This window comes from Novosphingobium sp. ERN07 (assembly GCF_012641335.1).
In the GTDB taxonomy this organism is placed as follows: domain Bacteria; phylum Pseudomonadota; class Alphaproteobacteria; order Sphingomonadales; family Sphingomonadaceae; genus Novosphingobium.
On sequence record NZ_JABAID010000010.1, the window covers coordinates 47,382 to 71,348 of the forward strand.

The 23,967-nt window shown below is 61.5% G+C and carries 22 protein-coding genes; 10 read left to right on the plus strand and 12 right to left on the minus strand.

Features of this window, described 5'->3' with window-relative positions; all coding sequences use genetic code 11:
- Positions 1-38: 38 nt before the first annotated feature.
- The 6 genes from HGI47_RS13990 to HGI47_RS14015 all read right to left on the minus strand — a co-directional run bounded on the left by HGI47_RS13990 (position 39) and on the right by HGI47_RS14015 (position 7,192).
- The gene (locus HGI47_RS13990; protein ID WP_168853384.1) at positions 39-1,052 is read right to left on the minus strand and encodes an NAD(P)-dependent alcohol dehydrogenase; all 1,014 of its coding nucleotides are present in this window, start codon (positions 1,050-1,052) and stop codon (positions 39-41) included.
- Positions 1,049-1,963, minus strand: coding sequence for a polysaccharide deacetylase family protein (locus HGI47_RS13995; RefSeq protein WP_168853385.1), 915 nt, complete (start codon positions 1,961-1,963; stop codon positions 1,049-1,051). The genes HGI47_RS13990 and HGI47_RS13995 overlap by 4 nt, the downstream gene beginning before the upstream one ends.
- Entirely contained in the window at positions 1,960-2,847 is an 888-nt protein-coding gene (locus tag HGI47_RS14000) for a polysaccharide deacetylase family protein (protein WP_168853386.1), read from the minus strand. The genes HGI47_RS13995 and HGI47_RS14000 overlap by 4 nt, the downstream gene beginning before the upstream one ends.
- Positions 2,847-3,527 (minus strand): isochorismatase family protein, encoded by a 681-nt coding sequence (locus HGI47_RS14005; protein ID WP_168853387.1) that lies wholly within the window; start codon positions 3,525-3,527, stop codon positions 2,847-2,849. The genes HGI47_RS14000 and HGI47_RS14005 overlap by 1 nt, the downstream gene beginning before the upstream one ends.
- A gap of 131 nt (positions 3,528-3,658) precedes the next feature.
- On the minus strand, positions 3,659-5,878 hold the full coding sequence (locus tag HGI47_RS14010) for a TonB-dependent receptor (protein ID WP_168853388.1): 2,220 nt from the start codon (positions 5,876-5,878) through the stop codon (positions 3,659-3,661).
- 90 nt (positions 5,879-5,968) lie between these two features.
- Complete coding sequence (locus HGI47_RS14015; RefSeq protein WP_168853389.1) at positions 5,969-7,192, minus strand: MFS transporter; 1,224 nt, start codon at positions 7,190-7,192, stop codon at positions 5,969-5,971.
- A gap of 230 nt (positions 7,193-7,422) precedes the next feature.
- Here HGI47_RS14015 and HGI47_RS14020 point away from each other — a divergent pair, with 230 nt between their 5' ends.
- From HGI47_RS14020 to HGI47_RS14040, 5 genes are all read left to right on the plus strand, one after another.
- The gene (locus HGI47_RS14020) at positions 7,423-7,770 is read left to right on the plus strand and encodes a cytochrome c (RefSeq protein ID WP_168853390.1); all 348 of its coding nucleotides are present in this window, start codon (positions 7,423-7,425) and stop codon (positions 7,768-7,770) included.
- Entirely contained in the window at positions 7,767-9,395 is a 1,629-nt protein-coding gene (locus HGI47_RS14025; RefSeq protein ID WP_168853391.1) for an FAD-binding oxidoreductase, read from the plus strand. The genes HGI47_RS14020 and HGI47_RS14025 overlap by 4 nt, the downstream gene beginning before the upstream one ends.
- Positions 9,395-10,147: an SDR family NAD(P)-dependent oxidoreductase gene (locus HGI47_RS14030; protein ID WP_168853392.1), complete on the plus strand. Its 753-nt coding sequence runs from the start codon at positions 9,395-9,397 to the stop codon at positions 10,145-10,147. The genes HGI47_RS14025 and HGI47_RS14030 overlap by 1 nt, the downstream gene beginning before the upstream one ends.
- A gap of 13 nt (positions 10,148-10,160) precedes the next feature.
- Entirely contained in the window at positions 10,161-11,039 is an 879-nt protein-coding gene (locus HGI47_RS14035; protein WP_168853393.1) for an MBL fold metallo-hydrolase, read from the plus strand.
- A 73-nt stretch (positions 11,040-11,112) separates the two neighbouring features.
- Positions 11,113-11,886 (plus strand): triacylglycerol lipase, encoded by a 774-nt coding sequence (locus tag HGI47_RS14040; RefSeq protein ID WP_168853394.1) that lies wholly within the window; start codon positions 11,113-11,115, stop codon positions 11,884-11,886.
- Here the strand turns inward: HGI47_RS14040 and HGI47_RS14045 are convergent.
- From HGI47_RS14045 to HGI47_RS14060, 4 genes are read right to left on the minus strand one after another with little or no spacing between them, the layout of a single operon-like run.
- Positions 11,883-12,461 carry a GNAT family N-acetyltransferase gene (locus tag HGI47_RS14045; RefSeq protein ID WP_168853395.1) on the minus strand — a complete coding sequence of 193 codons (579 nt, stop codon included), beginning with the start codon at positions 12,459-12,461 and terminating at the stop codon, positions 11,883-11,885. The genes HGI47_RS14040 and HGI47_RS14045 overlap by 4 nt on opposite strands.
- On the minus strand, positions 12,461-13,543 hold the full coding sequence (locus HGI47_RS14050) for an alpha/beta fold hydrolase (protein WP_168853396.1): 1,083 nt from the start codon (positions 13,541-13,543) through the stop codon (positions 12,461-12,463). Before HGI47_RS14050 ends, HGI47_RS14045 begins: the two co-directional genes overlap by 1 nt.
- The gene (locus HGI47_RS14055) at positions 13,540-13,920 is read right to left on the minus strand and encodes a hypothetical protein (protein ID WP_168853397.1); all 381 of its coding nucleotides are present in this window, start codon (positions 13,918-13,920) and stop codon (positions 13,540-13,542) included. Before HGI47_RS14055 ends, HGI47_RS14050 begins: the two co-directional genes overlap by 4 nt.
- A gap of 22 nt (positions 13,921-13,942) precedes the next feature.
- The gene (locus tag HGI47_RS14060; RefSeq protein ID WP_168853398.1) at positions 13,943-14,710 is read right to left on the minus strand and encodes a LuxR C-terminal-related transcriptional regulator; all 768 of its coding nucleotides are present in this window, start codon (positions 14,708-14,710) and stop codon (positions 13,943-13,945) included.
- A gap of 142 nt (positions 14,711-14,852) precedes the next feature.
- Between HGI47_RS14060 and HGI47_RS14065 the strand changes: the two genes are divergently transcribed.
- Positions 14,853-15,950 carry an acyl-CoA dehydrogenase family protein gene (locus tag HGI47_RS14065; RefSeq protein ID WP_168853399.1) on the plus strand — a complete coding sequence of 366 codons (1,098 nt, stop codon included), beginning with the start codon at positions 14,853-14,855 and terminating at the stop codon, positions 15,948-15,950.
- Positions 15,951-16,007: 57 nt separating this feature from the next.
- On the opposite strand, the gene HGI47_RS14070 is transcribed toward HGI47_RS14065, so the two are convergent.
- On the minus strand, positions 16,008-16,793 hold the full coding sequence (locus HGI47_RS14070) for a ThuA domain-containing protein (RefSeq protein WP_168853400.1): 786 nt from the start codon (positions 16,791-16,793) through the stop codon (positions 16,008-16,010).
- Positions 16,790-18,202: an aromatic ring-hydroxylating dioxygenase subunit alpha gene (locus tag HGI47_RS14075; RefSeq protein WP_168853401.1), complete on the minus strand. Its 1,413-nt coding sequence runs from the start codon at positions 18,200-18,202 to the stop codon at positions 16,790-16,792. The genes HGI47_RS14070 and HGI47_RS14075 overlap by 4 nt, the downstream gene beginning before the upstream one ends.
- Positions 18,203-18,361: 159 nt before the next feature.
- On the opposite strand from HGI47_RS14075, the gene HGI47_RS14080 reads away from it, so the two are divergent.
- The 4 genes from HGI47_RS14080 (at position 18,362) to HGI47_RS14095 (ending at position 23,922) form a co-directional block, all read left to right on the plus strand.
- Positions 18,362-19,144: an SDR family NAD(P)-dependent oxidoreductase gene (locus HGI47_RS14080; protein ID WP_206066210.1), complete on the plus strand. Its 783-nt coding sequence runs from the start codon at positions 18,362-18,364 to the stop codon at positions 19,142-19,144.
- A gap of 4 nt (positions 19,145-19,148) precedes the next feature.
- The gene (locus tag HGI47_RS14085; protein ID WP_168853403.1) at positions 19,149-19,964 is read left to right on the plus strand and encodes an SDR family NAD(P)-dependent oxidoreductase; all 816 of its coding nucleotides are present in this window, start codon (positions 19,149-19,151) and stop codon (positions 19,962-19,964) included.
- Positions 19,961-20,740: an SDR family NAD(P)-dependent oxidoreductase gene (locus tag HGI47_RS14090; RefSeq protein WP_168853404.1), complete on the plus strand. Its 780-nt coding sequence runs from the start codon at positions 19,961-19,963 to the stop codon at positions 20,738-20,740. Before HGI47_RS14085 ends, HGI47_RS14090 begins: the two co-directional genes overlap by 4 nt.
- Positions 20,741-20,997: 257 nt before the next feature.
- On the plus strand, positions 20,998-23,922 hold the full coding sequence (locus tag HGI47_RS14095; RefSeq protein ID WP_240950194.1) for a TonB-dependent receptor domain-containing protein: 2,925 nt from the start codon (positions 20,998-21,000) through the stop codon (positions 23,920-23,922).
- Positions 23,923-23,967 lie beyond the last annotated feature (45 nt).

Genomic DNA, 23,967 nt, shown 5'->3' on the forward strand with positions numbered 1-23,967 from the left:
TGATTTGCGGGGCCGCATGTCACGGCCCCGCTAGGGTGTCACGAAACCTTGATCAGCACTTTGCCAAGGTGTGAACCGGACTTCAGATACTGGCAGGCATCCAGCGCCTGATCGAAATCGAACACGCGGTCTACCACGGGAGCAAAGCCGGTGGCTTCCATCGCGCGGATCATGCGGGCCAGCATGGCGCGGCTGCCTTCGGCAATGCCTTTCAGCGTGATGTTCTTGCCGATGATGCCGCCATAGTTGGGCAGCGGGCCGTCTGCCGAACCCACGCCGATGATGACGATGCGCGCGTTGACCGCGCAGGCGTTGATCGACTGGGGCAGGGTGTGCTGGCCACCGGTTTCCACCACGATATCCGCGCCGCGCCCGCCGGTCTGGCGTTGCAGTTCAGCGGCCCAGTCGGGGTGCGTGGAATAGTTGACGGTGTAGTCCGCGCCCAGCTTGCGCGCCTGTTCCAGCTTTTCGTCGCTGGACGATGTGATCGCCACGAATGCGCCATTAGCCTTGGCGATTTGCAACGCAGCCATCGCTACCCCACCGGTGCCAAGCGCCACCACAAGGTCACCTGCGCGCACCTGGCCAACCTCTACGACCGCGTGCCACGCCGTGAGCGTTGCGGCGGCGAGCGGGGCGGCCTGTTCATCGGTGATCGCGTCGGGAATCCTCACCAGTGCGGCGGCAGGCACCTTTACGTATTCGGCCATCCAGCCATCAAGGCTGGTGCCAAGGTCCGCGCCGAAATAACGCATTTCGAACGGGCCATCGATCCAGGAAACAAAGTGCGCCAGCGTCGCGCGGTCGCCCACGGCGATGCCCGAAACGCCTTCGCCCACGGAAACGACTTCGCCCACGCCTTCGGAAAAGGGAATACGGTCTTCGGCCTTCTTTGCACCATACCGGCCTTCAAGAATCTGCAGGTCGCGGTTGTTCAGGCACACGTAGCGGACTTTCAGTACCGCTTCGCCCGGCCCGGCGACCGGGTCGGGCCGTGTGGTCTGGTCCAGCGATTCAAGCCCGTTCTGGGGGCCGAGTTCATAGGCTTTCACATCTGGCTCCTGTAGGAATCGAGAATATCGCAACCGCGCGCAAACCACGTGGCCGGGCGGGCTTTCAGATCGGCCAGCAGACGCTCAAATGCGTCCATGCGATAGGGCAGGCCGATGATGTAGGGCGTAAGGTGCAGCGGCAACATACGCCCACCCTGTTGAGCAGCTTCGGCGGCCAGCCAATCGTGCGCATCCAGCATCTGCTCGGCATAGCTGTCTACCGATTGCTGCTGCACGTTAAGAATCTGCCGGTCGGACAGCTCATGGTTCAGCGGAAGGTTCACAAGCCCGTTCGCAAACGTCCACGGCACTTCGTCGTTGGCCCAGTCGCAACAGTATTCGATGCCCGCTTCCACCAGCAGATCGGGCGTGGCAAAGCTTTGCGAACGCGCGATGGAGTGCCACCCGCGCGGCGCTTTGCCCATCACGTCAGACAGCGCAGCGATGCTATCGCGGATCAGCGCGCGTTCGTCATCGACCGGCAGCGTAGAGGCGATGGTGCCGTTCATGTCGGTGGAATGGGCGATGATCTCGTGCCCGGCGTCCACGATATCGCGTATGACTGAAGGATAGCGCTGCGCGATGGCGCCGTTGGTGGCGACCGAAACCTGCACGCCCGCTTTGGCAAAAGCATCGAGCAACCGGTAGAACCCGATGCGCGTGCCATATTCGCGCGCGGTGTAGTGGCGGTAATCGGGGTAGGCCGTCTGCATGTGCCCCGGTGCGCGGAACGGCGTGTCCGATGGCGTGATCGGAAACCATTCAAGGCTGACGACAATACACGTCGCCACGCCTTTGCCATTGGGCCATGCCAACGGCTTGCGCGTGGGCAGGGCCGAATAGGCATAGAGATCGTGATCGTAGCCAAGGCGGCGGCGCGGATATTCGAGATAGCTGGGGTCGAGGCTCATACGGCTTCTCCCTTCTGTGCGGCCCGCCACGCATCCGCGATGTCTCCTGCGCGCGTGATCCAAGCGCGGCCATCGGCGGCGATGTGTCGCAGCACTTCCTCGAACGCGCCGATGCGGTGGGGCTGGCCGATCAGATAGGAATGCAGCGGAATGCACATGACCGTGCCGGATTGTTCATCGGCAAGCCGCTCGAACTGTCGGATCAGGGTCTGGGCATATTCGCGTGGGCTCATGTTGTAGATGAAGAACCCGTAGTGGTCGTTCACCTCAAGGCTGTAGGGCATTGATATCAGATCGCCGCTGGCGGTGTTCACGCGCTGGGGCTGATCGTCGTGATAGAGATCGCACGTGTAATCCAGCCCGTATTCGGCAATCAGGTCCAGCGTGCGGGGTGTGTGGGTGAGCGCAGGGGCCAGCCAGCCACGTATGGTCTGCCCGGTGGCATCGCGCACGGTGCGGATCGAATCCTCGATGATCGCGCGTTCCTGCGCCTCGTCCATGCCATAGGAATAGCGGGTGTTGTAAATCCCGTGGCTGAAGAACTCCCACCTGCGCGCATTGGCATCGGCCACCACATCGGGGTGATGCTGGCACAGCGCCACCGAAAGGCTCACCGACCCGGGAAAGCCGTGTTTGCTCATCACATCGGCCATGCGCCAGTGGCCCACGCGGTTGGCGTGATCGCGGTGGGAATAGCCGACGACATCCGGGTGCGGCTTGGCCCAAGACTTGCGATGCGGGTTCGCGGGTGGGTCTATCTCGTAATACTCAAGGTTGGGCGAAACCCACACCGCCACCTTCTTGCCGCCCGGCCAGGCGATAGGCTGGCGCCCGCGATAGGGTGCGAAGTCGTAAAGGCCGGGATCGCCAGCGCCCTCTTGCATCAGCGTGCCTCCAGCCAGTCGATCACGGTCTGCACCGGTTCGACATCGGCATACTTCAGTTGCAGGTCGGTCAGGTTGGCGAAGTGATAGCTTTCGTGCTTGTCGGCGCAGGTCTCGATCGGAACAATGGTGCGATAGCCGCGGCTCAAGCTGTCCACCGCCGTTGCGCGGATGCAGCCCGATGTTGAACCGCCGGTGATCACCACGGTATCGACCTTGTGCCACACCAGCAGGCTTTGCAGCGGCGTTTCGAAAAAGGCCGAAGGCATCCGCTTGGTATAGATCGTGTCGGCAGGATCGATCTCGCAGCGTTCGTCAAAGGCGTGGCGGTCGGACTCATACTTGATGTTCTGCAACGAATCCGGCGTGTTGGTCCGCGTGCCCCAGACGCCCGCATCGCTGGCATCTTCGACATAGGCAACGTGCGTCCAGATCACCGGCATCCCCTTTGCACGGGCAAGGCGGGATATGGTGTTGGTATGTTCGATCTGGCGCGGATCGGTTTCGTAGGCGGTCTTGTAGCGGTCGATCCGGGTATAGGCGTTCTGGAAATCGACATTCACGATGGCCAGCTTTTCCCCGAAGCCGAACTTGGTGCGGGCGGGATTGGCCATCACTTCATCGAAAATCTGGCGGGCGGTCTTGCTATCGCAAACCATCTTCGTGCCGATCACGCTCATTCCTGCCTGCTCCAACGTCCTTATGGGGTGCCGATGCCCGCAGAGGCCAAAAGCATCTGCGGGCATCGGTTTTCAAAGTAGCCACGACGGTGCGGGCAAGCCCCGGCCCGTCATGACTGGTCGCTTGTCGATCAGATCTTGAAACGGACCCTTGCGGTGTAGCGGCGCGGATCGCCGGGGAACAGCGAGAGGAAGTTTGCCGTCACGGTCTTCTGATCGGTCAGGTTCGAAACTTCGAGCGAGATCTTGTAGCTGTCGTCATCGGCGGTGAAGCTGAAGGCGGCATCCACATAATCTTCGGTCGTTGTCGTCGTGGTGTTCAGCACGGCCACCCAATAGGGCGAATTGTGCCGCCAGGTTGCGCTGGGGGTGAAGTAGCCGCCCAGACCGGGCGCGGCGATTTCATACGAAGCGCCGCTGCTCATCTGGAACTTGGGCACGCGAACCGGGGTCAGCGCGGTGCTCAGCGTTGTGGCCAAGGGCGAGATGTAAACATATTCGCCATGCATCAGCGAAGGGTTGGCAAAGAGGCTGAGATTGCCGAACTTTGCGGTCGCTTCCACTTCCACGCCGTAAACGTCGAGCGTGCCGGCGTTGAACGGCAGGCTGGCGATCACGCCCAACGAGTTGGGCACGCCCGCCGTCACCTGCAGGCCCTTGGTCTTGGCGTAATAGCCGGTCAGGTTGAAGCGCAGCTTGCGATCAAACAGTTCCGACTTCAGACCAGCTTCATAGGACCACGTTTTTTCGGGGTCGAACGTCACCGCGTTCTGCGGAGCAGCCGCCGTGCCGTTCCACCCGCCCGACTTGAAGCCGTTGGTGGCGGACGCAAAGACCATGATATCGGGCGTGAACTTGTAATCCACCGCGATGCGCGGGGTGAAGCGCTTCACCGTCTGTTCCAGCGGAATGCCGAATGCGGTTACCGCCGAGTCCCCATAGGACAGCGTAGGGAACTGCGTGGACTTGATGAAGTTGAGGTTCTTCTTTTCCCACGTATAGCGGCCGCCCAGCGTAAGCGTCAGCTTCTCGGTCGCGTGGAAATCGGCCTGCGCATAATAGGCAGCGGTTTCAACCTTGTGCTTGTACAGCGCGTCCTGAATCGGGCGGAACGCAGTTGTGCCGCCAGAGAAGCTGGTCTGCCGGTCGTCCGAGGTTTCCTTCAGATAGAACAGGCCGGTCACCAGATCCAGCTTGTCGCCGAACGAATAGTTCAGTTTCAGTTCGTGGCTGTGCTGTTCGTGAACGGCGTTGTCCACCAGTACGAACCCGGCATACTTGTTCACCGCCGAAGCATTGTATTCGTTGATGTAACCCTGATCCAGATGGCGGTAGCCGAAGATATAGGTCAGCGAACCGTCGCCAAGATCGTAGTTGATGTTGCCGCCGATCGCGTAATTTTCCGAAAGGTTGCAGTTGCCCTGTTCGGTCGTCAGCAGCGTGGTGACATTGTCGTCGGTGCAGCCGATCTGGCGCAGGCCCGATGCGCTTTCATAGAACACCGGCTGGGTCGTCTGCGTCTTCACATAAGGGTTGGAGCCGGGGATGTTGCGCAGGCCGGTGTAGGTGCTGGCATTGCTGGTGAATTCGGCGGACAGATCGACGGTGAGCGCGTCGGTCGGCAGGAAGCGCACGTCGCCACGAATGCCGTAGCTTTTTTCGCCGTTCAGCCATTCGCCGGTGGTGATGTTCTTCAGATAGCCGCGATCCTGCACCATGAAGGCCGAAACCTTGGTGCGCACCGCATCGCTCAGCGGCAGGTCGGCGCTCGCCTTGACGGTGTAGCGTTCATACGATCCACCGGTCATTTCCAGCTTCATGCCCGCCGTGTCCGAAGGCTTGCGCATGATCACGTTGATCGCGCCGCCCGTGGTGTTGCGGCCAAACAGCGTGCCCTGTGGGCCACGCAGCACTTCGACGCGCTGGGTATCGAAGAAGGCGTAGTTGTTGGCGTTCTGGCGCGCGATGTAAACATCGTCGACATAGGTCGTGACCGGCGCATCGAACGTGGCAGTCGATTGCGAATTGCCAAGGCCGCGCAGGTAATAGGCGTTGGCCGAAGCAAGACCCGCATTGTGCTGCGAGATCATGCCGGGCACGAACTTCGAAGTGCTGATGGTGTCCGACACGGCCAAGCGATCAAGCATCGCTTCGCTGAACGCGGACACCGTAACCGGCACAGCTTGCAGCTTTTCTGCGCGGCGCTGCGAGGTGACGACGATTTCTTCCAGACCCTTCGTTTCGGGCACGGACTCTTCTGCAGCCTGCGGCGCAGTCTGGGCGTGGGCGGGGATTGCTGCAAGGGCAATCGGAACGAGCATTGAACTTAGAAGCAGGTGGCGGCTGGTCATGTCATTCCCCTCATGAGTGGCATTCGGCCAGCGCCTATTGTTATAATGATATAAGAATATGTCAAATGAATGACTCAACAAAGGTAAGTGTCAGGAAAGTTTCGGATATTTCCCTAGAAATAGGAAGCCTGCAGCACAAAGCGGCAGCAGTGCGGCGGAAACCTGCAACGCTGGAGCAAAATCCTGGAAATGATCGCGAATCAACCCGAAGGCCAGCGGGGCAAAGCCTGCTCCGGTCGAGAAGCAGACATAGAAGATGCCATAGATCGCGGCATAGGATCGCAGCCCGAAGTAACGCGAGGTGAGATAGGCAACGACATCGTATTCGATGCCGAGCGCAAACCCTATCAGCAGGATGGCAAAGCGGGCCATCGCCGGGTCAAGTTGGCCCCCGGCAAGGATCAGGCACGAAATCGTCGGCATTCCCAACAGGACGAACGCTACGCCCGGTGCCCAGAAACGATCAAGCAGCCATCCGCCAACCAGACGCCCGCAGATGGACGCAAGGCCAATCAGCGGGGTCAGTGTCAGTATGGTCGCCTGATCGAGACCTCTATCCAGAAGGATCGGTTCAAGGTTGGGCACGGCCCCTGCCAGCGCGAAGGAAATCGGCACGAGAATCGCGGCGATCAGCCAGAAACGCCACTGCCGCACCGCTTCACCGCGCGTGAGGCCGGTGAGAGTCGACGGGATTTGCGCATCCACCGTGGGTTTCGCTTCCTGCGGTTCGCGAAACAGCAGAAGGGTGATCGGCAGCCCAATGACGAGCGGCAGCAGGCCCAGCGTGAAGTATCCCGCGCGCCAGCCATAATCTCCGATAACCCATGCCAACAGCGGCTTGCAGGTGATGCCGAACAGCCCTGTGCCGGTCATCGCCAGCCCCAGCGCCAGCCCACGATGCTTGTCGAACCAGCGATTGACCGTGCGGGTGAACGTGATCGGCAGCGTACCCGCGCCCAGTGTCGCCCCGATGGCCCATGTGGCGTAAAAGCGCGGTAGCGAGTTATCGAGCGTGGCCAGCGAGAGATAGGCAAGACCAAAGCAGACCAGCGAAGCGGATGCGACTGCCCGCGTGCCGATGCGTTCGCACAGAATGCCTGCCGCCGGTGCAGCAGCCACGACCACCACGGTAGTGATGGTCAACCCAGCCATGATCTCGCCCATCGACCATCCGAACTCGCGCGCCAGATGCGGGGCGAACACGCCTGCGGTGTAAAAAGGCATGGCCGCCAGCCCGCAGCCAATTCCCAGCATTGATGCCAGCAGGATGTGCCAACCCCGTCGAAATTCGCCTTCGCCCGTCAAATCCGTCACGCCGCCCGCCTCCAATACTCCAGCATAGACAGGAACAGGTGGCACCGGCGAAGCACAGCCGCCCGCTAGCGCCATCCGCAGGTCGGATAGGGAAACGGTGCAGATCGTGCCGCACTTGCGTTTCACACCGTGGCACGCTGCGCAAGGCTGGCCGTGGAAGCGCGTTCGGTCAGCCGCTAGTTTTGTCCCAACAACCAGCGGTCAAAAACGCCGCGGGCCGGAGGGAAAAGATGCCGGATACGACAGGTGCAACGCACAAGGGCCACGCCTTTGTCGCGGCGATCATACTGATTTCAACCGCCGTGCCTGCGCTGGCCGCGCAGAAGCTGGGCGAAGTGCAAGGCACGCGCACGCCTGATGCCATCTACGCCAAGACCTGCGGCTACTGTCACGGTCGCAACGTGGGGCCGATCATCCTTGGCCGCGCCATCCCTGCCGAAACTGTGAAATACATCGTCCGCCACGGCCAGAACGGAATGCCTGCCTTTCGCCCGACCGAAGTGACGCCTGCGGAACTCGATGCGCTGGCAACGTGGGTGGAAAAGAGCGCGGCGCGCAAGCAGGAGCATGGGCAATGAGTGAACTCAATCTTGACCGTCGCGGCCTGCTCGGCGCGGGCATCCTTGGAGCGGCCAGCCTTGGCCTTGGCACAGGTTCCAGCGCACAAAACCCTGCCCCGCTCGCCCCGCACATGACCAAGGCGGACTTTGCCGGCGCGATGAAGGCGTTTCGCGGCGTCGTGGGCGCGGAATGGGTGTTTGGCGATGAAGAGGCGGTCGCGCCCTATGCCAAGGTCTATGTGCCCGATCCGCTGAACCGCCACGTTCCCATCGGCGCAGTTTGCCCTGAAAATGTGGAACAGGTGCAGGAAATCGTCCGCATCGCCAACACATACAAGCAACCGCTCTGGCCTGTCTCCACCGGCAAGAACATGGGTTATGGCATGACCGCGCCCGCCACGCCGGGGCAAGTCGTGCTCGATCTGAAGCGCATGAACCGCATCCTTGAAGTAGATGCAGACCTTGGCACCTGCCTGCTGGAACCGGGCGTCACTTATCAGCAACTCAAGGACTATCTGGTAGAGAACAACATTCCGCTGTGGATCGATGTGCCCACCGTCGGCCCCATCGCCTCACCGGTCGGCAACACGCTCGATCGCGGGGTGGGCTACACGCCCTATGGCGAACACTTCATGTTCCAGTGCGGCATGGAAGTGTGCCTGCCCGATGGCCAGTTGATGCGCACCGGCATGGGATCGATCAAGGGCAGCACCGCATGGCAGGCGTTCAAGTGGGGCTATGGACCATACCTTGATGGTCTGTTCACCCAGTCGAACTTCGGCGTGGTCACCAAGATGGGCCTGTGGTTGATGCCAAAGCCGCCGGTCTACAAGCCGTTCATGGTGCGCCACGCCGAAATGGGTGATGTGCCGCGCATCATCGAAGCCATGCGTCCACTGCGCGTCTCAAACCTCGTCGCCAACTGCAACCTGATGATGAGCGCGTCCTATCAGCTCGCCATGTTCAAGCGCCGCAACGAAATCGTGCCCGATGGCGCGATGCTGGATGAAGCCTCGCTGAAAAAGGCGGCGAAGGCCAATGGCCTTGGCATGTGGAACACCTACTTCGCGCTCTACGGCACCGAACAGACCGTGGCAGGTGTGGAGCCAATCATCCGCGCCAGCCTGACCGCAAGCGGTGGCGAAGTGCTGACGGCGGCGGAGATGGGCGACAATCCGTGGTTCCACCATCATGCCACGCTGATGGAAGGCGGGCTGAACCTTGACGAAATCGGCCTGCTGCGCTGGCGTGGGGCGGGCGGGGGCCTTGCATGGTTTGCGCCGGTTGCCGCCGCGCGCGGCGTAGAGGCGGAACGGCAGACCCTGCTGGCCAAGGAAATCGTGGAGAAGTGGGGCTTTGACTATACCGCCGCCTACGCCATCGGCTGGCGCGATCTGCACCACATCCTTGCGCTGTTGTTCGACAAGTCGGACGCTGAACAGGAGAAGAAGGCCGACGCCTGCTACCGCGAACTCGTCACGCGGTTCGGCGAACAGGGCTGGGCTAGCTACCGTACCGGGGTCAATTCGATGGATCTAGTGGCGCAGCAATATGGCGCGGTGAACCGCGAATTCAACGCGAAGATCAAGCACGCGATCGACCCCAACGGCATTCTTGCCCCCGGCAAATCAGGGATCATCTAATGATGCGTTTCGAAGGAAAAGCCGTCCTTATCACCGGTGCCGCCACCGGTATCGGCCGCGCCACCGCGCTCGCCTTTGCGCGTGAGGGTGCCGCCGTGATGATTGGCGACGTTGATGCCCGCGCGGGCGAAACCGTGGACATGATCGTGGGCGAGGGTGGCCGCGCCGCCTTCCGCCAAACCGATGTGCGCAAAAGCGCTGACCTGACCGCGCTGGTGGCCGCGGGCCTCGAACGCTTCGGGCGGATGGACGCGGCATTCAACAACGCGGGCGTCCTGCCCCCGCAGCGCCCGATCCACGAAGTGCCTGAAGACGAACTCGACCTTGCCATCGATGTCGATTTCAAGGGCGTGTTCTTTGCCATGCAAGCACAGATCCGCCATTTCCTGACAGTGGGCGGCGGCTCAATCGTCAACACTGCCAGCGTCGGCGCGCTGATCGCAGACCCGAACATGAGCGCCTATTGCGCGATGAAGCACGCCGTTTCGGGGCTGACCAAGGCAGCGGCGGTGGAATATGCGCAGATGGGCATCCGCGTGAACGCCATCGCACCGGGTTTCGTCGTCACCCCGATGACGCAGCACTGGGCCGACAGCAACGAATTCACGCAGATGTTCTTCGCCCAGAACATATCGGGCCGCGCTGCCCGGCCAGAGGAAATTGCCCCCACCGTGCTGCACCTCTGCTCTGACGGGGCAAGCTTCATCAACGGGGCCACCTTCACCATCGACGGTGGCCAGACGGCCCATTGAGGGAGAGCGTTACATGCGGAAATTTCTCACACTTCTTGCCGCCTCCGCGCTCACTGTCAGCGCAGCGCAGGCAAAGCCGCTCGACTATAAGGTCATCCCCACCAGCCCCCTGAGTATGGTGGCCAACGTCACGCTTGTAACGGGCGAAAAGGACGCGGTGCTGGTCGATGTGCCCTTCGCCCGGTCAGACGCGCTGCGCGTGGTGGCCGACATTCTGGACAGTGGAAAGACGCTCAAGGCCATTATCATCACGCACGATCATCCCGATCATTTCTTCGGGCTGGACGTGCTGCAGGATGCCTTCCCTGATGCAAAGATCGTGGCGCATCCGGTGGCGGCCAAGGACATGGAACGCTCCATACCCATCAAGTTCAAGCGCTGGAGCGGGCAATTGGGCATCAACGCCCCCAAGCGTCCGGTGCAACCTGCGGCGATGAGCGGCGATAGCATCGACCTCGAAGGGCACCAGCTGCAGGTGCTGGGGCCCATCCAGGGCGATCACGTGCATTCCACTGTGGTATGGGACTCCGAAACGCGGACGCTGATCGCAGGCGATATTCTCTACAACGGCGTTTATGTCTGGCTGGGCGAACATGGCCCGGCGAACTATGATGCTTGGCTGAAAACGCTCGACCGGTTGGAAGCGATGAACCCGGTCAGGATCGTGGCGGGCCACACCCGGCCCGGCCTGCCCGATGACAGTATGAGCATTGCGTGGACGCGCGGCTACATCAAGGCCTTCGTCGATGCCCGCGCCCGTTCCAAAACATCAAAGGAACTCGCCGCAATCATGGCGGAGAAGTACCCCAACGCCCTCGAAGTCTACGGCGGGTTCCTGCTGGGCATTTCCAGCCAGGTCGGCGCGGGCGAGATTCCGCCGTGGGATGAATAGCGGCGCTACCCAAAACGATAGGATTGCCGCCTTGGTCGCCTTGGCCGATGACGGGCCGGAAGGGATTCCAGCCATGCAGGCAAGATCACACGAAGACATCAGACGCCCGCAGCTAGGCTGGACGATGATGGAAACGCCACGCTTCCTGTCGGAAGCGGCGATGCTGGCGATGGCATGGCCGATGTTGCTGCGTGCGCCCGCAGGCGATGGGCATCCGGTGATGGTCCTGCCCGGCTTTGCGACCAACGATGCGATGACAGGGCTGTTGCGGGCCTATCTGGCCAAGCTGGGCTATGCGGTGTTTCCGTGGGATCTGGGCTGGAATCTCGATCAGCATTCCGCCGGCGAAAACGGCGAACATCTGGCAGAGCGGATCGAGGCTATCGCGCAACTGACAGGGCGCAAGGTCAGCCTTGTGGGGTGGAGCCTTGGCGGGGTCATCGCGCGCGAAGCGGCCCGGCGCGATCATGGCGCGCTGCGTCAGGTCGTCACGCTGGGCAGCCCGTTTACCGGCAATCCGCGCGCGACCAGCCTGACCACGCTCTATGAGCTGTTGACCGGCAACAAGGTTTCATCGGACGAAACAGCCGCGCGCTATGCCCGTGGGCACGATCCGCTGCCGGTTCCATCCAGCGCGATCTTCTCGCGCTCGGACGGGATCACGGCTTGGGAAAACTGCGTGAGCCAGATCGATCCGCAGACCGAAAACATCGAAGTGCATTGCAGCCATTTCGGCTTCGTATCAAATCCCGGCGTATTCTGGGCGGTGGCCGACCGGCTTGCCTTGCCGGAAGGCCAGTGGGCGCCTTTTGTGCCGAAGGGGCCGTTTGCAGGCTTCTTTCCCTAGCCCATGCCGTAAAGCGTCTTGATCCCGCCCTGCCGGTCAAGATCCAGCGCCATGATTGCGATATCGTGCAGTTCACCATCGTTATCGCGCACATGATCGCGCAACAGCGCTTCGGGGCGGAAGCCCAGATCTTCGAACACGGTCAGCGCCGCCCCCTGATCCGGGGTCAGGCGCGCGGTCAGCTTCGATACGCCATCAGCCATTGCCATCGTCAGGCATTCCTGCGCCAGCACCCGCCCAAAGCCGGTGCCGCGCATCCGCGGGGATATCAGCAAACGGATATCGGCAACGTGCGGCGACCAACTGAGTTCGTCGCGGGCCAGCGCGGTGCAGCCCACGATCTCGCCATTCTCCACCGCAACGATGCTGCGGATCAACCCGCGCTCCACCTGTTCGATCCATGCGGCGACCACGCGTGGATTGCGGATATCGCGCAGCAGAAACAGCAGGTCGTGGGGTGGCAGGCCTTGGGCAAAGGCGATCAGCGCCGGGGCGTCGTCCGGGCGCAGCAGGCGCAGTTCGATGGTCTGCGTCCCCGCCTTTACCGTGCGAGGATATGTGAGTGTATCGGGCATCAAACGGACCTCTCGGCAAGCCAGCCATCGATCAGTGGCCAAAGGCGCCTCAGCGCGGCAGGGCCGGCCACAAGGCTGACATGCCCACCCTTAGAGACGATTTCATGATAATCGGAACAGCCCGTCCGGTCACGCAAAGGCCGCGCGGCATCAAGGCTGACCACGTGATCGTGCTGGGCAACGATGTTGAGGATCGGGACCGTGATCTTGCCAAGATCGGCCATGCGCCCGCCGATTTCCAGCGTGCCTTCGTGCAGCGCGTTCTCCCACATCAGATGGCGGATCTGCTGGCGGAAATATTCGCCCGGAACCGGCAGCGTTTCGGCGGCCCAGCGATCAAACATGCGATAGGATTTGACGAACTCGTCGTTCCACATGTTCGTCCATAGCTGCATCCGGCCTGCCGTGCGGTTCGCCGGGCGCGCCAGATCGAATGCACCCAGCATGATCTCCGGCGGGATCACGCCCAGTTTGTCCACCACATCATCGACATCGAAGTGCCGCCGGTCGGACCATTTCTGGAACATGTGCATCTGCGTGAAATCAACCGGCGTTGCAAACAGCACCAGATTGCGCACGCCATTGCCCGGATGAAGCGCGGCTTGGATCGTTGCCAGTGTCCCGCCCATGCAATACCCGGCAAGCGTAACGTCCGTCTCACCGGTAATTCGGGCAATGGTGGCAAGGCTGTCCGGTATGAAGCGGTCCACGTAATCGCTCAGCCCAAGATGTGCCTCGTCACGCCGGGGTGCGGCCCAGTCCAGATTGAACACATCATAGCCACGGCCCAGCAGATATTCGACCATGCTCTGGCCCGGTGCCAGATCGAAGATATAGCCCTTGTTGCTGGGGGGTGAAACGATCAGCAGCGGCAACCGATAGATCTCGTCGGTCACCGGCCTGTAGCGATAGAGCATCGCGGTGCCTTCGCGGTGGACCAGATCCTTGGCCATCGCGCCCACGTCCTGCCGGGGCGCGGTCAGGAATTCCAGGCCCTTGATGTTGCGTTTTAACGCGCGGTCCACTTCCCGGCGGACCCGCTCCGCCACTGCTTCAGCCGATGGCTGATCGGCCTCGCTCATGAAGTGGCCGCAGGCGGCTTGCGCGTCCGGCGGGGTTCGGGTGGCGGCGGCGTGGCCTGCGTTTTCGTGGCGAGCGCTTCCACGGCCAAGCGAACCCGGTCGACCGAATCCTCAATCGCGTCAAGCCGCTCGGACAGCGCTTCTACCTGCGCTTTGCTGGGCAGGTTCAGGTTGCGCAGCAGCGATTCCATCTGTTCGGCAAACGCGCGCTGGGCCACCAGTTGCACTTTGGTCATCTGGCCCATCATCGCGCCAAACTGTTCGCTTTCCGTCAGCTTGCCCGACCAGCCGTTGATTTCCTGTTCCCACTTCTGGACCATTTCCTGCCATCGCGCGCCCGACCAAAGCTCGAATGGATCAAACGGTTGTTTTGACATGTGGTCCCCTCCGGTGCCCTGATCAGGTGGCCAGTGAAATGTATCCAAGCTGCGCTGCCTTGAACACGGTCTGGCTGCGGTTCACCGCGTTCAGCTTCATTGATGCGTTGTGGATGTGGAACCGCACCGTCGCACGGCTGCGGCTCATGATCATGCTGATTTCAAGGTCGGTCTTGCCGATGGCTGCCCAGCGCAGGCATTCCACTTCGCGCTTTGACAGGCGCGACCCGGATGGCAGCGCCTGCGCCGAACCCATCGCGTGGACGTAGCTGGCGATGAACGTGCGCGCATAGATGCCAAAAGCGTCGCCATTTTCCAGAAACACGTCATCCAGCTCGGTCATGTCCGTATCGAGCGGGTTGAAGCTGACTGCGCCGATCTGGCCGAAAGGCAGATGCACAGGCACCACGATGGCTCCGCGCGTCATCGCCCGCGTTTCGAAGTTCGTCAGATCGATCGCTGTCAGATAGTGATTGGGCTGGCGGGTGTGGAACCCGTTGGCATTGACCCAGAAGGGTTCGCTTTCAAACCGGCAGGCCGATGTCAGCGGCGAATCGAGCGCGATGCGCGAATTGCGCCACCACACCTTTTCATCGTTCCACCCGAACACGTCGCGCGCCAGAATATTACCTTCCGCGTCTACCGGGGTGCGCTTGTCGGCAATGTCGTGCGCAGGGGCGGCGCGCATACCTGCGGCGATTGCGATTTCGTGCAATGCTTCGGCTGCGCGGCGCACGTCCTGCGGCCCGCTGATCCTCACCGAATCGATGGATTCCACCGAAAGCTGCACAGTTCTCTCCTGTCCCAATTGCCGTATCCTTACCGGTCAAGCCATTTGGAAACAACGACGGGATTGTTGCAATCGCCTAGTCATTTGCGCAGCGTGGCTAGCCTCTCGAACTTGTTACAGAATGAGCCTTGAGGAGAGGGACGTGAATTTCGACCTGAACGAAGACGAGGAAATGCTCAAGGCACTGGCCGAGCGTTTCGTCGAAGATCACTATGATCTTGATCGCCGCCGCGCCTATCTGGCCGGGGCCAACGGATTCTCGCCCGAAATGTGGGCACTGCTTGCCGAACTCGGCCTCGTCGCGGCGCCGCTCTCTTTCGAAAGCGGCGGGTTGGCACTGGATGCTACAGCCATCGCCACAGTGTTCGAAGCGCTGGGCAAGGGCCTCGTGGTCGAACCGCTGATCGAAAACGTGATGGTCGCTGCGCGCCTTTTCGAACGGGTCGCGCCCGAAGCGTTGAAGGGCGAATGGATGGAAGCGCTGGCGATGGGCAGCCGCCGCCTCGTGCTTGCCCATGCCGAACAGGGATCGCGCGGGGGCAGCCTGTGGGTTGCCGCCACCGCTGATGCCGATGGCGTCCTGACCGGCACCAAATCCTGCGTGCCAGCGGGCGCGGGTGTCGATGGCTATATCGTCACCGCGCGCGAAAGCAGCGCGGCGGGCGATGAGATGGGCGTTGCGCTGTTCCTCGTCGCTGCCGATGCGCCCGGCATCACGCGCACCGCATGGCGCACGGTCGATGGTGCGCTGGCCATCTCGCTCGAATTGAACGCGACGCCTGCCGTCCGCCTTGGCGGAAGCGCTGCCGATGTTGCCGACAATGAAACGCTGGCCTCACTCGCCCGCTCTGCCGAGGCGCTCGGCATCATGCAGCTTCTGTTCGACGCTACGCTGGATTACCTGCGCACGCGCCAGCAGTTTGGCACGCCGCTCGGCTCGTTTCAGGCAATTCAGCACCGCATGGCCGCGCAATATGCGGCTATCGAACAGGCCCGCGCGCTGCTGAATCTCGCCATCGTAAGCCAGGGATCCGATCGTTTCGCCAATGCTGTTGATGGTCTGCGAGCCTTCATCGCGCCCGCATCGGTCGAACTGGGGCATGAGATGATCCAGTTCCACGGCGGCATGGGCGTGACCGACGAACTGTTCATCGGCCACGGCCACAAGCGCCTGCTGATGCTATCGCGCTGGCCCAATGATCCGCAGGCCGCGCTGGATCGGTTCGCCAAGGTGGCGTGAAGGAACAACAGAAAAAGGCCGAGATCGCTCCCGACCTTTTCGTTTTCTGTAACAGGATCAACCGTCGCGCAGCTGCCGCTCTTTCAGCCAGCCAATTCCCCGCCGTAGCAGGTCATAGAACACCGGCAGATCCCACGCACAGCGGTCTACCGTTGGCCACCAGTCCAGCATCGGTTGCAGGTCGTAATGCCCCCGGCAATGCCCCAGCGTGTTATAAAGTACCGCGCCTTTACCGTGGTCTTTCAAATACATCACCGCGTGCTTGCCCAGCGCGTCCTTCGCCTCGACAAAGCCGGTGCCTTCTACTGTGCAGTCCGTTTCCAGCAGCACGTGAAGCTTCCCGTGGTATTCCATGTGGTAAAGCTCGTCCGTCGTCTCGAACGGCTCCACCCCTTTCACCAGCGGGTGGTCCGGGTCGGCCACGGTCACCGTATAGGGCGCGATGGGCGGATGGCTCAGGAACTGGCTACCCAGCATATCCATCATCAGCGGTGCCCAGCGCGGTGCGTCCCACAGGCCCGCATTCGGCCCTTCGGACAGCAGCCGCAGCACCGAATTGGTGCCGTGCAGCGCATACCAGCGCCCGCCCGCTTGCAACCAGTCGCGCAAGGCTTCCTGCGCGGTGAGCGAAGGGGTGACATCGCAGGTATAGGTGATCAGGATATCGGCGGCGCGGATCGCCTCGACGTTCTCATAATCCTCGAACACGCGAGTGCGCACGGCAGGGTCTTCGGCCAGCAGCTTGAGCAGTTCAAGCCGGGCAAAGTCCATGTCATGCCACACCCCGCCGCAGATCAGCACGCAGTTGATGCGTGGTGGATGCGCTTCGGCTGCCTCGCTCATTCCGCTGCCTCGGCGTTCAGGTACTTGTCGAGCGTCTGGTGGAACTGGCGGATGCGGATTTCCTGGTAATCGCCCAGGTTCACTTCGCCGGTCTTGGATGCATGGAGGCCTTCCTGAACGAACGGCAGGTTTTCCATGTCCTGTTCGAACACATGGCCCAGCACGCCGATTTCGGGCGCATCCGTCCACTTCTGGTCCTTGCCCAGCAGCTTCATCGGCACGCCATGCGGCATCGGATCACCCTTCTTCACGCGGGCAAGGATGCGCACTTCCATCAGGCATGTGTCGGGCGTCTTTCCGGGCCGCCAGCGATAGACGATGTTCGGCATGAACCCACCCCACGGCGCAAAGTTCGGGAACACGTTGTAGACCAGCCCGTCGAGCAGTTCGGCATCGGTGGCATGATCGTGGTCATAGCCGGTCTGCGCGGTATAGCCTGCGCGCATCGCCGCGCCCAGCGCTGCGCGCGCGGTCATGCCTTCGGGCACGGTCACGGCAAAGGGATCGCCTGCTGCGTCATAGTTGTCAGCGCTGCGGCCGTTGTATTTGCAGAACTCGTCGACGATCCACTGCTGCGTCTTGCCATTGGGATCAACGTGGGGTGACATGATGCCGAACGGCACATGGTTGACGTTCACATTGTCGCCATAGGTCCAATATGCGCTGTTGGCATCGCCGGTGAACGGCAGCAGTTGCGGATGGGTGACGATGGTGTGCCACGCTTCCATGAATGCCTCGGCGGTCACCTTCCAGTTGGCCGGAACTTCCTTGGCCACCCAGATTACCGTGGTGCATTCCTCGTGCCGCCAGCGTTTGAAGAACTCCGGCAGCGGGGCCAGGTATTCCTCAAGGCTCGGCCCGCCCTTTTCCTCGCGCAGGAAGATGTATCCACCCCAGCGGCCCACTTCGGCTTCAGGCAGCGCCATCTTGTCGGCGGTCAGGTGTTTGAAGTCCCACGAACAGGGCATTCCGTCGAAGCTGCCATCCTTGTTCCACGCAAAGCCGTGGAACGGGCAGGTGAACTTGTCGGCTGTGCCGTCCTCTGTCCGCAGCTTGCGCCCGCGATGCAGGCAGACGTTGTGCATGGCTTTGACGCTGCCATCTTCCTGACGGCTGATCAGCCACGAACGGCCGGCGTTTTCGAAAACGGTATAGTCGCCAGCCTCAGGAATATCCTCTTCACGCGCAGCGAACTGCCACACATGCGGCCACATCTTTTCGCGTTCGAGCTTTGCAAATTCCTCGGAGGTATAACGCTCCGCCGCCAGCGGTTCCGACCCGCGATACTGATAGCTTTCCTCGGTCAGCATGGCAGGCGCTGGGCGCGAATCCTGCGCCAGCAGTTCCTGCCAGCTAATCGCCTCGCAGCGTGCCTTGCCACCACCCATGTTGGGATCACTGTCAGCCATTATGATTCCTCACCCAAATTCCGGTATTACTGCCGGTTTTGCCGCTCCCTCGCGCGCGCGTCACCTTGCTGAAAGCATAGGTTGCACATGCGGCGTCCGGGCGTAACCACTCAATTCATCATGCGGATTCCGCGCAGGCGGATTTTCGGGAGAAAACAATTGTCGAAGAGGCTTGAAGGCAAAGTCGCGCTCATCACTGGCGGGACCACCGGCATCGGCGCGGCCACGGTCGCCCGGTTGGCGCAGGAAGGCGCGAAAGTCTGGTTCACCGGATCGAAGGAAGAACCCGCCGCCGCGCTCTGCGCGGAAACCGGCGCCACCTTCCGCAAACACCGCGTGCAGGATGCCGCCGCATGGGCACCGCTGATTGACGAAATCATCGCCACTGAGGGCCGCCTCGATATCGTGTTCGCCAATGCCGGCACCGAAAGCGGCGATGGCAGCATCGAAGATGTCGGCATCGAAGGCTGGGATAATGTCGTCGCGGTCAACCAGACCGGCGTCATGCTCACCGTGCAGCACGCGATTTTGGGCATGAAGCGCAATCCCGATGGGCCAAAGGGTTCGATCATCGTCAATTCCTCGATGAACGCCACGCGCCCCCTGGGCAACTATGTGACCTATTCTGTGACCAAGGCCGCCGTCTGCGCGCTGGCAAAATCCGCCGCCGTCCACTGCGGGCAGCAGGGCTATGCCATTCGCGTCAACGCGATTCTGCCGGGCGTGGTGGAAACGCCCCTGATCCAGCAGATCATGAACGCGCAGCCAGACCCCGCCGCCGCCCGCGCGGTCTATGAAGGCATGGCCCCGCTAAAGCGCATGGCGCAGTTGAACGAAGTGGCGGGCCTTGTTGCCTACCTCGCCTCTGACGAAGCCGGGTTCATCTCCGGCGCGGAATACGCGATCGACGGCGCGACGACCGCCGGCATGATGGGAGTTTGATTTGATGGAACTTTCCGCACAACGCCTGCAGGGCCGCGTCGCTTTCGTATCGGGCGGCCTGCGCGGCATCGGCCTTGCCTGTGCGACACGGTTCCTTGCCGAAGGGGCCGAAGTCGTCCTGTCCGATCTTGATGCCGAAGACAGCGATACCGCGCGCGAAGTCATGGCCAGTCTGGGGCAGGCTGCCAGCTACATCAGCGCCAACGTGGCCAAGGAAGAAGACTGGCAGCGCGCCGTTTCCCTTGTGAAAGAGCGCCACGGCAAGTGCCACATACTCGTCAACAACGCAGGCATCGATCTTACCGGCCCGGTGGAAGAGCTTTCGATGGAAGGCTGGCGGCGGATCATGTCGATCAACGTCGATGGCGTGTTCCTTGGCACCAAGCACTTCGTGCCCATGATGGCGGCGAGCGGTGCCGATTTCCGCGGCGGTTCCTCGATCATCAACGTCAGCTCGATCATGGGCCTTGTCGGCATGAACGAAGTTTCGGCCTACAACGCGTCCAAGGGCGCGGTGCGCCTGTTCACCAAGGGCATCGCCATCGAATTTGCGCAAAAGAAGATGCCGATCCGCGCCAATTCGCTGCACCCCGGTTTTGTCGAAACGCCGCTGCTCAAGGCTGGTTTTCAGCGCTGGGTCGATCAGGGCTTTGCCGAAAAGCCCGATGATCTGGTGGCAGGCGTCGTCGGCTCCACGCCGATTGGTCGTCTTGCGCAGCCCAGCGAATTGGCCAGCGCCGCATTCTTCCTCGCCAGCGAGGATTCAAGCTACATGACCGGCGCAGAGCTGGTGATCGACGGGGGGTGGACCGCACAATGACTATTGCTCTCAACGATGTGGTGGCCGTCGTCACCGGGGCCGCAGGCGGAATTGGCCGCGAACTGGTGAAGGCGATGAAGGCGGCGGGCGCCACAGTCATCGCCACCGATCTGACGCCTGATGCGCAGATCGAAGGCGCCGACCACTACCTGAAGCATGACGTGACGAGCGAGGCCGATTGGCAGGCCGTTGCGGCTCTGGTGCAGGAAAAGTATGGCCGCCTCGATGCACTGGTGAACAACGCGGGCTATTCGATCGTCACCAAGTTCGATGAAACCCCGCTCAGCGATTTTCACCGCGTCAACGCGATCAATGTGGATTCGATCATCATCGGCACACAAACCCTGATGCCGCTGCTTCGGGCGGGCGGCAAGGCGCGCAAAGGCGGGGCATCGGTCGTCAACTTCTCCAGCGTTGGGGGCTTGCGCGGTGCGGCGTTCAACGCGGCCTATTGCACCAGCAAGGCGGCGGTAAAGATGCTGTCGAAGTGCCTTGGCGCTGAATTTGCCGCGCTGGGTTACAACATCCGCGTCAACTCCGTGCATCCCGGCGGGATCGATACGCCCATGCTCGGTTCGATCATGGACAAGTATGTCGAACTCGGCGCAGCCCCCTCGCGCGAAGTGGCGCAGGCTGCGATGGAAGCGCGCCACCCGATTGGCCGCATGGGCCGGCCAGAGGAAATGGGCGGCGGCGTCGTCTATCTGTGCTCCGAGGCAGCCAGCTTCGTTACCTGCACCGAATTTGTGATGGACGGCGGTTTCAGCCAAGTCTGACCAGTCCGACATTTACCATTTTAGGCCTGCTTTCCGTAGGGGAAAGCAGGCCATATTTTATTCCAGAATGAACGCATTTCTGTGGCAGTCTCGCCACACTTCGTTGATTATCGTCGCAACCGAAACCAACTGAAGTATGGTTCTGGGTTGACCCAAATGCCCGCATTGGCGAGTGGATCAAATTCATAACATTGTTCTGTAATGAATTTCAGGGACTCGCAATGATAAACAAAAGTTCACTCCGGTCAGCCCTGCTGATGTCGGCAAGCGCTCTTACGCTTTGGTCCGTTCCGGCGCTTTCTCAGGATGCACAGGTTTCTGACACCACCGCAGCACAGAGCGCGGATGACGCGGGCGAACAGACCATCGTCGTTACCGGCAGCCGCATCCAGCAGCGCGCCGATTACAACACGCCGAACCCGATCGTGGCGGTGACATCGGAAACGTTGCAGCAGGCAGGCAATATCCAGATCGTTGAAACGCTGGCCCAGAACCCGGCGCTGCTCAATTCGCTTTCCGCAGGCCGCACCTCCGGCTCCAATGCCGATTTTGGCGCGGTTGGCGTGCAGTTGCTCGATCTGCGCGGCCTTGGTGAAAACCGCACGCTCACGCTGGTCAACGGTCGCCGCCATGTGTCGAGCCTTGCCGGCACCGCAGCGGTCGATGTGAACTCGATCCCGACAGACCTGATCGAAAGCGTTGACGTTCTCACCGGCGGCGCATCGGCCATCTACGGCGCAGATGGCGTGTCGGGCGTGGTCAACTTCCGGCTGAAGCGCGATTTCGAAGGCCTGATGGCCAGCGGCCAGATCGGCATCTCCAGCGAAGGCGACGCCGGGCAGCGCTTCGGTTCGGTCACCTATGGCCGCAACTTTGCCGATGGGCGCGGCAACATCGCCGTGTCTTACGAATTCCGCGACATTGATCGTGTACGCGGCACCGCGCGCGATTTTTCGGGCGATCCGCGCAAGACGTTTGGCCTTGTGCGCAATCAGAATGACATTCCCGACAATCCCAACGTGCCAGACCGCATCCCCACCAACGATCTGCGCTATGCCGATAGCTCAATCGATGGCGCGGTCGACCTTGATCTCGATGGCATCCCGGACTTCACCGGCTCGGGCACGCGCTACCGGCGCGGTCGTCTGCTTGCATCTGCCGGCGGCCTGACGCAGGGCGGCGACAGCACGCCGCTGGCAGGGTATCAGGGCGACCTTCAGGCCGCCAACCGCGTTCACAACGTCAACGTGCTGGCGCACTACGATTTCAGCGATGCTGTGTCGTTCTATGTCGAAGGCAAGTACGTCAAGAACCGCACGTTCACGCTGGCGCAGCCCTCGTTCGATTTCTTCACCTACCTCACGCCGGAAAATCCCTATCTGCAGGATCGTTATGCCGGTATCGCCGATACCAGCAGCGGCGCGCTGATCTCGCGCGATAATTATGACCTTGGCGTGCGCGGTGAACGCAACGACCGTGAAACGATCCGCCTTGTCGCGGGGTTCGAAGGCCAGATCTCGGATCACGCGCGTTATGACGTGTCCTATGTCTTCGGCCAGACCAAGTCGACCATCCTGCTGACCGACTACCGCATTGCCGACCGTTACTTCGCAGCCCTCGATGCCGTGCGTGATGGCGCGGGCAACGTGGTGTGCCGCAGCACCATCGATCCCACCGGCAACATCGATCCCAACAACTTCGACGCCCCGGCCACGACCTTCACCCCCGGTGCGAACAGCGGCTGCCTTCCGCTCAACCTGCTGGGCAATGGCGTGCGCAATCAGGCGGCGCTTGATTGGGTAAACGCCGATATCACCAACCGCGCACGCATCCGCCAGCATGTCGTTTCAGGTGCGATTTCGGGCGATTTCGGCCAGTTCTTCGAACTGCCGGGCGGCCCGGTCGGCTTCGCCATCGGTGGCGAATACCGCAAGGAAACCAGCAGCTTCACGCCTGACCAACTGCTTCAGCAGGGCGCGCTGGCAGACTTCTCGCTCCAGCTTCCCGAACAGGGTGAGTTCGACGTGAAGGAAGCCTTCGCAGAACTTCAGGTGCCGGTGCTGCGCGACATGCCGTTCGCCCATAACCTGTCGTTCGGTGCAGCCATCCGCCTGTCCGACTATTCCACCGTGGGCAAGACCACGACGTGGAAGGTCGATGGCACCTATGCGCCGATCCCTGACGTGACCTTCCGCGGCACGTGGTCGGAAGCGGTGCGCGCGCCAAACATCACCGAACTGTTCGCCCCGCGCAACGGTGGCTTCTCGTTCATCAGCGATCCGTGCGATCCGGTGTTCATCACCGAAGGCACGCAGTTCCGTGCGGCCAACTGTCAGGCCACGCTGACGGCAGCGGGCCTCACACCTGCGCAGATCCTGGCGTTCAATCCTGAAAACGATCCGACCGCCACGGTCAGCCTCCCCGGTTTCTCGGGCGGCAACCGCAACCTGCGCGAAGAAACGGCGCGCACCTGGACGGCGGGCGTGGTGCTGCGTCCCAGCTTCATTCCCGGCCTCGTCGCCTCGTTCGACTGGTGGGACATCAAGCTGGACAACGCCATCAACACGCCGACCGCGCAGGATCTGGCCGAACTCTGCGTCGATCAGCCCGATCTGAACAACGTGTTCTGCCAGAACGTGACGCGCGATGGTAGCACCGGCTATATCTCCAGCTACTTCGTGCAGCCGGTGAACGTGGCAAACTTCCGCACGGCAGGCGCGGACTTCAAGCTGAACTACAGCTTCCGCACGGACAATTTTGGCTCGTTCAGCATCGGTTTCGTCGGTGGTTATCTGGATCGTCTGGAATTCATCCCCACGCCGGGCGCACAGGTCGATATTGATCGTGAAGAAGCCTACAGCCCCAAGTGGAATGCCACCGGCGATATCACCTGGAAGATGGACAACTTCTCGATCAACTACGGCATCAGCTGGTTCAGCAAGACCCGCCGTTTCGAGCTGGAAACGCTGGCCGCCAACCCCGATCTGGTCGCGCCTGAATACCTTTACTTCAAGGAACGCTGGCAGCACGACATGCAGATCGGCTTCGACGTGAACGACAAGTTCCGCTTCTACATCGGCGGCAACAACATCTGGAACCAGAAGCCCGATATCGCATCGCTGAACTACCCGATCAGCTATGTCGGCCGCTACCTCTACGCAGGTGCCCGCGTTAAGATGTAAGCCAAACAAAAACACCGGCGTCCCAAGGACGCCGGTGTTCTCACT